The sequence below is a fragment of the Providencia sp. NPDC089933 genome (assembly GCF_049545585.1).
In the GTDB taxonomy this organism is placed as follows: domain Bacteria; phylum Pseudomonadota; class Gammaproteobacteria; order Enterobacterales; family Enterobacteriaceae; genus Providencia; species Providencia huashanensis.
Map to the genome: position 1 here is coordinate 177,625 of NZ_JBMWDT010000012.1, position 11,050 is coordinate 188,674.

The window sequence follows — 11,050 nt, forward strand, 5'->3', positions numbered from 1 at the left end:
TATATTTATGCTTATTGATATTTGTAAAAACTCTTACTTCATCAGCCAATATAAACTATTTTAATAAGAGTTCAGCATGGCTATTTGTAAACGAAATAACTGTAAAGCCTTAGTAGGCCAACTACCTGATGAGCGTAAATTACGTTTATGCTCTGACCATTACCAACGTAAATTGTTCTATGCACATAGACGAGTAATTAAGCAGGGATTAACATGTCAATATCCACCTTGTGGTAACAGTCTATTTAATACCCGTAATCATCGCTACTGCTGTAATGAGCATCGTAATAAAGCTAAACGATTGATAGATGATAATGGCATTGTTAATCTAGTCAAACATTCTTACTGGCTTAATGTAGAGTCTATGCTCAAAAATAATCCTCTAGGATTGGGGAGTATCAACAGCCCGGATGATATTACTAACCTTATTTGGTTATACCAGCGTAAAGCAACTCATCAGAAGGCATATAACACAATAAATGGACGCAGAGTTACTGACTCTATAAAACGTCTTATTCCTTGGGTTGAGTTAGAATTATGTCATATTTATCCTAATTCCAAAGGTGGGAGTAATACAGTAGGAAATATAATTATTGCCCCAGCGTTGATTAACAGAAAGATGAAAGACTCTGTACCTACTGATAATTTTAGTGAAAAGCTTAGTGGTATTAAGGCGGCAAGACCACCTACTCCTGTCAAATCCACGCTTTTAAAGGCACTTATAGAGCAATATGGACAGATTGAAGTACAAGAAGCTCTATCTTCGGCTAAACAGGTAACTTTTGCTTCCGCCGAGGCATCATATAGGTTATTTGGTACTAATATATATACTCATCCACCATTGCTAAAGCTATTAAAGGCAGAAACATGGCGCCTAGGTTTTGAACAGTTTAGAGACTCAATTAATCATATTGAAAATAGTTCATATATATCCGCTGGTCCTGCAAATGAGTTATTTGCTGTTGCTTCTTTTCACGCCATGTTAAATGGAGATAAAGACCATTTTATTGATATATTTTCCGGTCTACGAAAAGACATTATATGTCAGGCAGAAGATAAAAAGAGTTTAAATTACGGTTATTATCAAAGCATACTAGATCAATATATGACCAATTATTTCAATCTGGATTTACATGATCAGGAAGCATGTAATATATTTTATAACTCTTTTTTTTCAGAGCCACCACTTGACAAGCATGGTTTTTTAGTCATCCCATAGTAAGAAGAGCTTTAAGCAAATATCTACAAGTAATACTTTGCTATTGATAACTTACATCCGACTTTACCGGCTTTATTTAAACTGCAAGATGGAAATATCCGACTTTATCTTAACTCAAAAAGGTCTGAATTTAAAAGTTTACAGAGATGGCAAAGCATATTGCAATGCCATCTTTCTTGCTAACTCAAATACAGAACAGTCCTAATTTAATAAAAACCAACATCGCAAGATATGAAGTAATATTAAAATCAGTCGAGTAAAAACAAACCAAAAATTAATCATTAATAATAATTAAAATTAAAAAACTATAATTTATGTATAACCATAAAAATTTCAAATATATATTACCACTATGAATAAGTACTAACTGATAAATAAAATAACTCATGAATTATATTTTTAACATCCATATACGCTAAAAATTATCTGTTAATTCTTCTATATTCTCAGACACACCTTGTCCATACTCCTCAGGATAGAACATATATTAGCCATTTTCAGTGACATATCTGCGCAACACACTCCCTTACAGTATGGTCTTTCCACCATACTGACTGAGGGCAAGCAATGGCTGTTTACCGCCACGCTCCTGATTTACATCTACTGGGCCAATGTAGCAATGAAAAACTGCAATCGCTGGCTTTCATTCTTACCACAGCCCCCCGTGACGGTGATACCCTTAGGGCTGAGAGCTTAACCAGCACCATTGAGTACCATTTACTAAAAGCTGAACATCGGTGTTATTGGCAACAGATAGCTGCTGAGATTCAGTGCTATGGCGTGAATACCTTGATGAGTTTGGCCCTTCTGCGGCAAGGAGTAGCTTACAGGGAAATCCTTGAAGATGAATACGACAAGCTCGAGGTGAACTACAACGTAAAAAATTCCACCGAAGCCATTGAACTCACTCTGCTATTGAAGGCACTTGGGAAGAGCTTGGACCAGATGACCCAAGAAGAGCTGGCTACCTTTTCCCGCAATATGCGACTTGATCTGACCAATCCAACACATCAACTTACCATCATGTTAGTACAGGCAGAGTTACGAACCTCTTTTTTCAGCATAAATGATTTTCAACATTTCTGGCTCGGCGTACCGAATCACCATACTGGTCTGCATTATCGTGACCTCACTCTATCAGTGACATATTTCCCGTTAATCCACTTTTTGCCGACCGCTGGCTGGTCCGGCTATTTTCTGCAGGGAGCACTTATCATGCCTAAACAGGAACACCGCTATGACCGGTTAGCCATACGTCTTGCTATACTTGTCAGCCGCCTCTTTATGGGGGAATCACTCAACATTAGTCAACTGGCACAAGAGTTTGGCGTTTCTGGCCGCACGGTGCAGCGCGACCTGCGTGAGCGTCTACGTTATCTCGACACTGAATATATCGACGGTCACGTTAGTCTCCGTGATGCACGAGGACCTTTCCGAACCAATAGTGATATTCTACGCTTTGCCCAGATAACCAGCGTGGCACATTATTTTCCGGTTCTGGATCCTAAACTGCTTTCAGTACTACTCGATAACCGTCAGGACTCACCTTGTATTATCTGGAATGATCCGCCACGGCAGGCTCCTGAATTATTTGGTGGTTTTCAGGTCATTGTTCAGTCCATCATCCGTAACCGTCTTATACGTTTTCTGCATCGGAAACATCTTCAGTCATCAATCGCACCTTACAGGCTCATTTGCCACGACGGAGAGTGGTATCTGGCGGCGGTATCAAAGGATCGTATTCAGGTTTTTACCCTCTCAGCAATTACCGATGTGGTGATGACCGCCAGCAGTTTTGCACGGAACAGGCATATTGATCGTATCCTGCAGGATCCGAGATTTATGCGTGCTCTTCCTCATTTTGATTACATCAGCGGGATTATTCATAAATAAATTCATTGTTACTCTGCAGGTATATTCAAAATCTTTTAAAAAAAAAGAAATGAAATATCTGCTCACCCTACCCCTCAAAAAATCAATTTATTCTGATCAAGGATTATTAAATGAAAATGTTTAAATCAGCGATATTTCTTCTCGTCGTCTCTACCCTAACGGGATGTGGAGATAATTTTTCGTGTGAAAACGAAGAGGTACTAAAATCAGTTAACGAGGTTATTGTCAGTAACGCTGTAAATAAAGTCGACTTCAGAACATTCCGCCCATACGGTCAGTCTGGTTTAACGAGTCATGCGGTGAAGATAACTTGGGATAACCCTATCGCTATTGATAGCAATCCGAATGTTAAATCGTTAACTTGCAAGGTACATCTCACAGCCATGCTATCCGATGATGAAAATAACAATTTAAAACAGCGGATTGATGACATTAACCAAAGGGCGATGAAAGAATCCAGCTACGAGAGTAATAAAAGTTTTATCGCAAATGTGAATAAAACCGCTATTGATATGGCAAACACTAGGCAAGTCACGGGTACGGTAGAATATACTCTCTATCAGTCAAAGGGACAGGTGGTGACTGAAGTCAGTAATACGCCAGAGGTGAGCCGGGTAATTAATCATATTGGAGATAAATTATTACGCCCTATAACAAGAGTGTATGCAGCTCAGCGGGGAGAGTTATCATTAAATAATTTTTATTCTATCGATATTCTGTCTATGTTTCGCGCACGATAAATCAGGAGTAAGGCTCTGAATATAAATACTGTCATTAACTATTTAAATTATCGGTAATAATTAAGGAAAGACCATGAAAATATTATCATCTCTTGCACTCACAGCTACGCTGCTGAGTGCTGTCCCCACCGCTTATGCCGTACCCAACATCTGGGGTTCCGGCTACGGCATGGGTGTATTTGAGTATATCATCACTGATTCACAGGATACTGAGTTGAATATCAGCTGTACCAGTAATCCCGATGATACTCAGGTGTTACAACACAGTGTACTGGTCACATTGCCGGATGGAAGAATACTGAGTTCACATGACGAAAATACCCAGATCACGCTGGTTACCGGCGATGAACAGTATGGTGTTCCTCAGTCTTTAGGCTGGCGTAATGGGGATAATGCATGGATATCATTCATTGATGCTGTTAGAAAAGCAACATCGTTTGAAGTCTGGATTAACAACAAAAAAGTAGCCCGTTTCACACCCTCCGCCAGAAATATTCATAAGGTACTCGCTGATATGTCAGTCTGTACAACCCTCACTGCGGATTAATATCAACGCCTCACAACATCCGTTTTGTCTGAAGCGGATGTGCTCACATCCCCCTACGTTTTTTATTGCAGGCTACTACTGGTAGCTCTAAGGTTTCACTATGTCCTTTTTGAAAATGCTTATCACTGCCTTAGGCAAGGTTCTTAACGGGTACGGAGCCCGTCAGGCACAGCAGTTTATTGAAATTCACTTTCGCCACGCTGGCTATGATGACGATTATATCAATATAGCCAGAGAAGCAGTTACGGTGTTTTTCACCGAGTTGATAACTGCGTTGATGACTCGTATTCTGCGGATCCTTGACAGTGTCTGATGCCATTAAGTGCTGTTACAACAAACGAGCTGAATCGCTGCTCCTGTCCCCTGAAAGTCATTGAAGCCACTGATAGGTTCTCGAGATATTTGACCGAGATAAGGAGTACCACCAGCCACCCCTAAATAAGTTACTAACTTGATATAAAAATACAAGCAGTGATTACCACATTTAAGTCACATCATTCTGTGATGGTCGTATCTGCGATAGAAGACTATCAACTACTGAATTCACAGACCAACTCATGCAGGTATTACCCGCAAAAGTCAGTAGTAGCATCGCTAGGCAGCTACACTCAACTTATAGAACCATCTCTGTAGAAATCCTTTTACTTAATGATTTTGAACAACTTATCAGTGATACCATCAATACCATAGTCGATATCATTCCATTTCCCCCACTGATAAAACATACGATCAGTACTGTCAAAAATAGCATCGTATCCGTTGCTAACTCCCTGTGGAGCCTGTTCTTTTAACTTCTTACATTAATACAACATTGATGACATCAAGCGCCAGTCCTTAACGGGATTGGCGCTTTTTATTTCTTTTTATTGGAGTATCAACTTATGAATCATTCAACCGAATCCGCTATCACAATGGAATTAGTCCCTGATGAACAACGCCTTGATTTTTGGTTCAACCATTTTGGTGCAGTAAAAGGCTGGGCTACCTTTGAAGTGGTGATCTTCACCACGATGGGCCAATTCTGTGATGAGTATCATGGCGGCTACTGGGAGTATGGCTCGCTCAATAATGGCTCTACCCCGATATCAACGCAGACACCTTAACGCTATTCAACATGCACAACGGCAATGAGGCCATCGTGAGCCAAGAAGCGGCAGGGATTGCGGTGTGTCTGGTCTTGTACAGCATCTGGTCATTCCAAACAGAAAGCGAAGTGATGTGCGACCGCTTTTATCAGTTGCGTGACTACGCTTCACAACATTCCGAATCCGCTGCCATTTTTCACTTAATTGATTAATCAGGAGCCTATCATGAGTTTATTAGCTTCGCGCTTTGGTTCTGCTAATAGTATCCGTCGTGACCGTCCACTTACCATCGAAGAATTATTTCGTACTGTACCGAGTGTTTTCTCTGAAGAAAAACATGAGTCCAGAAGTGAGCGTTACACTTACATACCAACCATTACCTTATTGGATAGTCTTCAAAAAGAAGGTTTTTACCCGTTCTTTACGTGTCAGACTCGTGTACGTGATGCCAGTCGTCGAGAGCACACAAAGCATATGCTACGGCTAAGAAGACATGATCAAATTACAGGAATACAAGTACCTGAAATTATTCTCTTAAATAGCCATGATGGCTCAAGCAGCTATCAGATGTTGCCGGGACTCTTTAGAGCAGTATGTTCGAATGGTTTAGTGTGCGGAGATACGTTTGGTGAAGTGCGTGTGCCACATAAAGGCGATGTTATTGGCAAGGTAATTGAAGGGGCTTATGAGGTACTAGGAACGTTTGATACGGTTGCTGAAAAGCGTGAGCAGATGCAATCTCTTTTGTTACCCCCACCAGCACAACAAGCCTTGGCACATGCGGCTTTAACTTATCGCTTTGGTGAGGAACATCAACCGATTACCGAAGAACAAGTATTACAGCCTCGCCGTTGGGAAGATAAAAAAGATGATCTGTGGACGGTATACCAACGTTTGCAGGAGAATTTAATTAAAGGAGGATTATCAGGTCGGAACGCTAAAGGCAAGCGAGCTCGCACTCGTTCAGTGAATGGTATTGATGGGGATATTAAATTGAATAAGGCGCTGTGGGTGATGACAGAAAAGATGCATGAACATTTTGCTGGAAGAGAGAGGATATAAAAATGGGAGCACATTGTTTTTCATAAAATGATGTGCTGCTATCTATTTGTTGATAGCTTTATTTTTTTGTTAAGCAAAGCTTATTTCTATCATTAACAAAATAAATAGTTATTTTGGCAGAAAACAAGATTAAATAGCTTTATCCATAGTATCAAGCTAGTGAGATGACCAATAAAGCTCAGACGTATAAATAAACGGTTGTACTATCAAACTTCTCCTGAATAACTATTCATACTTAATTATGGGGATATAAAATGCGCAAAAGATTTCATTAGTTATCAAACTTATGTAAAACCTGTATCATGTTCTGTTATTAGATATGAAACACCCTATTTGATTGAGTTACTCATGTTACTAAACAAAAAATACAATAACCTACTGCCTACAAAAGACTTTCTCTCTGATGAAGTTATTCTATTGAATGCATGGAAAAAATCGCAGCAACATATAAGAACAATAAGTTCTTATGCAGACTATTTTGATTTAGATAAATCAGCATTAGAATTGGATACTCGAATTTCCAATATATCTCAAGGTGTAAGGAAGGAAGAGCTTCAGTTATCTCATCTAAAATTGATACCAGCCCCAAAATCATATCCGTGGGAATTTGTAAAAACAAACTTGTTAGGTAAAATTGACCCAAATGGGTCAAAACTATCATGGTTACCAATCCAGCAGAGAGAATCGGAAAAAAACAATAAAATACCTCTCATACCAATGAGGCCTCTTGCTCATATCTCAATTGAAGATCAAACTCTTTTTACTGCACTCATGATGTTACTGGCAAATAAAACTGAGACTATACAAGGTGACCCATCAACGCCATTCTCAGATGTCCATGAAAAAAACATCATCAATTATGGTAATAGGCTGCATTGCAAATACATTAATGATGAAGCGAGCTACTCTTGGGGAAATAGCAATACTTATAGTAAATTTTTTCAAGATTACCAACAGTTCTTAGCCGGCCCGATCCACTTTGGCCGCGAAGCAAAAAGAGTTAAAACAAGCAAAGAAGAAATCTATGAAATCCATTTAGACTTTTCAAAGTTCTATGATTCTATAGACAGAAATATTCTAAATGAAAAAATTTCTAGCTTAATTGAAGATATCACAGGTGAAGAACCCGATGAATGTCTCAAACATGTTTTAAAACAATTTGAACAATGGAGTTGGACAGAAAATTCTTATGAATTGTATGACCATGTCTGCAAAAATCAACATATTGAGTCTTTACGCAAAGGAAAAGGGGTTCCCCAAGGATTAGTTGCGGGTGGATTCTTTGCTAATATATACCTCTTAAAGTTTGATCAGTCCCTTTCCAAACTCATTGGTCAATATTTAGATGAAGATAGTAGTATTTTACTAATTGATGCTTGCCGTTATGTTGATGATTTAAGACTAATTATTAAAGTAAACATAGGACAAAATAGTGAAGCTCAATTACGTGAGCTAATAACAACCACGCTTGACTCCTATACATCCGATCTTAACTTGCTTCTTCAGCCCCAAAAAACAAAGGTCAAAAAATTTAGCGCTAAAGAAGGAGCAATTTCCGCAAAGTTAGCAGGAATTCAAAGCAAAGTTAGCGGTCCAATGACTTTTAACGAACTTAGCGATCAATTAGGCCATCTGGAAGGCTTGGTTGAATTATCAGATAACTTAAATTTAGAAATTCTGGAAGATAATCAGTTAACTCCTGATTTCACTAACCAACTAGCTTTAATTGATAAAACGTTCAATGATGTTCGGAAAGATACTCTCCTTCGTTTTACTGCAAATAAAATGCATACACTACTTCGACATAAACGCAATATGATTGCACAAGAAGTTAATCAGTCAGGAGTTGCTGTTCCGGGGGAATGGGATTATTTACAAGAGAGAATTGCTCGAAAGTTAATTTCAAAGTGGACAAAAGATCCTTCTCTTATACTTTTACTAAAAAAAGGTCTGGAGCTTTTTCCCCATCTTGATTTGTTACGACCAATAATTCTTAACTTAGAAGAACTTCAAAAACGAGAAGAAAGAGAGTTAGTCATCTTTGCCGAGTATTGTCTAAGTGAAATACTCCGACATTCAGCTACGACTATACATACAAAAGAACGCTGGGCACTTCCTGCTCATTCTCAACCAAAAGAGTATTTTGAATATCTTGAGAACTATGCCACCGATAAAATAGATTCCTTAGATAATTTAAGTGAGGCACTCAGAGAGCAAATTTTATTCTTTTGTTTAGTTCGTAATGATTCTGCTCTTGATAAGCCAACAGGTATTGAACCATTTGATCTAATTACACAGCTAATTAACGGATTTCGCAATGTAAACTTACAGCTAAGCCAAATAGATTTTGTAACTGCCGTTTTATTTGCCTATCAAATAGGGCAGGATAAAGACAAAGTACTTCGCTCAATTTTATACTCATTTAAAACAATATGTCAGCCTGAAAGGGAAGCTGCATCACTCAATAGAACAAATTTTGGAGATCTGTGCGAAAGAATTATTATTAGCGCTCCAGAACTCTTCGAAGAACTATTTTTCAAAGCAAAGAAAATGAACCTTTCATGGGTTAAAAGAATTAAAAAATACACTGACTACCTTGGATTAAGCGATCATTCTAAAGTGAAAGGAAAGCTATCTCTATATAATTCAAAATCAATTTCTTTACTTTCTGTTTTACGAACAGATAATAATCCTTTTTCACATGAGAATGGCATATTAAAACTTTTACAATCCATTTTATCTGAAATAGATAAGCATAGTTTTTTAAAACCAATAAACATCGTGAATACAAAAGTTGAATGTTCAAATTGGGATACATTACTGTATTTAGATTCTTCTAGTGATCTGAAAGTTGAACTTGAGTACTACAACGATAAATATGAGATGATTCACTCACCGCCATGCTGGTTAACTGAAGAACATGAACCACTTTACTATATTGGAATGTTTATTCGGAGTTGTTTGCTAGGAAAAATCGATTGGACTAGTTCATCAGCAATCTTCAATAATAAAAGTACTTACAAAGGCATTAAATCAAACCTACTTAAAAGACAAGTTGGAATGATGCATTCACCTGAGGCATTTGGTGACAGCAAATCTCCTATGAGCGATTGGTTATCTACTTTGTTGTTTAAGCTTTTACAATGGCCTGGAGTTGAAAGTAATGGTAATGAGTATTCATGGCCTAAAGCTTGGAATCTCAATGAACTTGAAAAATGTATAAATAACCGAATTAAAGAACAGGGTAATTCATTCCTGAAACAATCAAAAATTCCGACTTATACCGAAAAAGTAAAACTTTCATGGCATGATAGTAAAAAACATTTGAATGTAATTATGGTGCAATCTCTCCTACCTTTAGTTAAGGATTTTGATACTGATGGCTTACAATTAGATACACCAAAATATAGAGCCAAGCATAGGCGTCATGTCGCTTCAGTTGCTGAACTTATATTACATAACATCGCCAGTATAGATAGCGTCAATAATGAACCAAACTGGAGAGGTAAAGCAGACCTGATTGTATGGCCTGAGCTATCTGTATCGACATATGATATAGATATTCTTGAAAGACTTTCAGATAAAACAGGGGCAATAATTTTCTCTGGAGTTGGATTCAGCCATATAAATAATAAACGGGACTTGAATAATGCAGCGATCTGGATAATCCCTAACAAAGGTGTATCTGGCCGCCGTTTTATTAAACGCCTACAAGGCAAAGAAAACATGACTACAGGTGAGCATGGACTTATTACACCTTGGAGACCTTATCAACTAATAATTGAATTGATACATCCTGCATTTAAAAATAAAGAAGGTTTTAAAATTACTGGTTCAATTTGTTACGACGCGACTGATATTAAGCTTAGTGCAGATCTTAAAGGTAAATCTCATGCATATATTGTATCTGCAATGAATAAAGATATTGCTACGTTTGATAGCATGGCTGATGCACTGTTCTATCATATGTATCAACATATTGTTCTCGTAAATAGTGGTGAATTTGGAGGTTCTGTAGCAAAAGCACCTTACCGTGAAAGATACGATAAATTAATCACTCATACTCATGGAGCTCATCAAGTATCGATTTCTATGTTTGAAATGAACATGTTTGACTTTAGAGAACATGGTAAGTCAATGAGAAGCAATAAACCAACAAAAACACCACCAGCAGGTAATACAATATGATTTGTCTTGATACTAGTTTTGCTCAGTTCTTCACTTTAGAGTTTTGGAATAAATCAGCCAATATAATTATGGCTATTATCGCTTTCGGGGCATTGTGGTATACAAAAAGACAGCTTCGCTCAAACCGTGAAGAATCCAGAAGAGCCACTGCATACGCCACATATCAGGAGTACTTAAATCTTTGCTTCAATAATGCTTCATTAGCTTATGGTAATGAGGAACTGTCCACTCCCCTTTAATTGAGACACGTTAAATTAGAGTTTTCTAACTGTTGACGATAGGCCTCCGGTGGGAGGTGATTTAAACTTTCATGGGT

General features: G+C 38.0%; 8 protein-coding genes and 2 pseudogenes. All 10 read left to right on the forward strand.

Going from position 1 to position 11,050, the window contains the following annotated elements; genetic code table 11:
- The first annotated feature begins 76 nt into the window (after positions 1 to 76).
- Positions 77 to 1,219 (forward strand): hypothetical protein, encoded by a 1,143-nt coding sequence (locus ACPEH5_RS17180; RefSeq protein WP_281111084.1) that lies wholly within the window; start codon positions 77 to 79, stop codon positions 1,217 to 1,219.
- Between the two features lie 567 nt (positions 1,220 to 1,786).
- Positions 1,787 to 3,112, forward strand: a complete 1,326-nt coding sequence (locus ACPEH5_RS17185) for a WYL domain-containing protein (RefSeq protein WP_281111082.1) — start codon at positions 1,787 to 1,789, stop codon at positions 3,110 to 3,112.
- Positions 3,113 to 3,222: 110 nt separating this feature from the next.
- Positions 3,223 to 3,852: a hypothetical protein gene (locus ACPEH5_RS17190; protein WP_281111080.1), complete on the forward strand. Its 630-nt coding sequence runs from the start codon at positions 3,223 to 3,225 to the stop codon at positions 3,850 to 3,852.
- A gap of 169 nt (positions 3,853 to 4,021) precedes the next feature.
- Positions 4,022 to 4,399 carry a hypothetical protein gene (locus tag ACPEH5_RS17195; protein WP_348638185.1) on the forward strand — a complete coding sequence of 126 codons (378 nt, stop codon included), beginning with the start codon at positions 4,022 to 4,024 and terminating at the stop codon, positions 4,397 to 4,399.
- Between the two features lie 100 nt (positions 4,400 to 4,499).
- The gene (locus tag ACPEH5_RS17200) at positions 4,500 to 4,712 is read left to right on the forward strand and encodes a hypothetical protein (protein ID WP_129466180.1); all 213 of its coding nucleotides are present in this window, start codon (positions 4,500 to 4,502) and stop codon (positions 4,710 to 4,712) included.
- Positions 4,713 to 4,849: 137 nt separating this feature from the next.
- Positions 4,850 to 5,190: pseudogene (locus ACPEH5_RS17205) on the forward strand (GTPase family protein); the annotation flags it as partial.
- Positions 5,191 to 5,280: 90 nt separating this feature from the next.
- A pseudogene (locus ACPEH5_RS17210) lies at positions 5,281 to 5,696 on the forward strand (antirestriction protein).
- A 13-nt stretch (positions 5,697 to 5,709) separates the two neighbouring features.
- Complete coding sequence (locus ACPEH5_RS17215) at positions 5,710 to 6,546, forward strand: DUF932 domain-containing protein (protein WP_281111075.1); 837 nt, start codon at positions 5,710 to 5,712, stop codon at positions 6,544 to 6,546.
- Between the two features lie 348 nt (positions 6,547 to 6,894).
- A complete protein-coding gene (locus ACPEH5_RS17220) occupies positions 6,895 to 10,734 on the forward strand; it encodes a reverse transcriptase domain-containing protein (protein WP_281111073.1) in 3,840 nt (1,279 codons plus the stop codon).
- Entirely contained in the window at positions 10,731 to 10,973 is a 243-nt protein-coding gene (locus ACPEH5_RS17225; RefSeq protein ID WP_281111071.1) for a hypothetical protein, read from the forward strand. Before ACPEH5_RS17220 ends, ACPEH5_RS17225 begins: the two co-directional genes overlap by 4 nt.
- Positions 10,974 to 11,050: the final 77 nt, after the last annotated feature.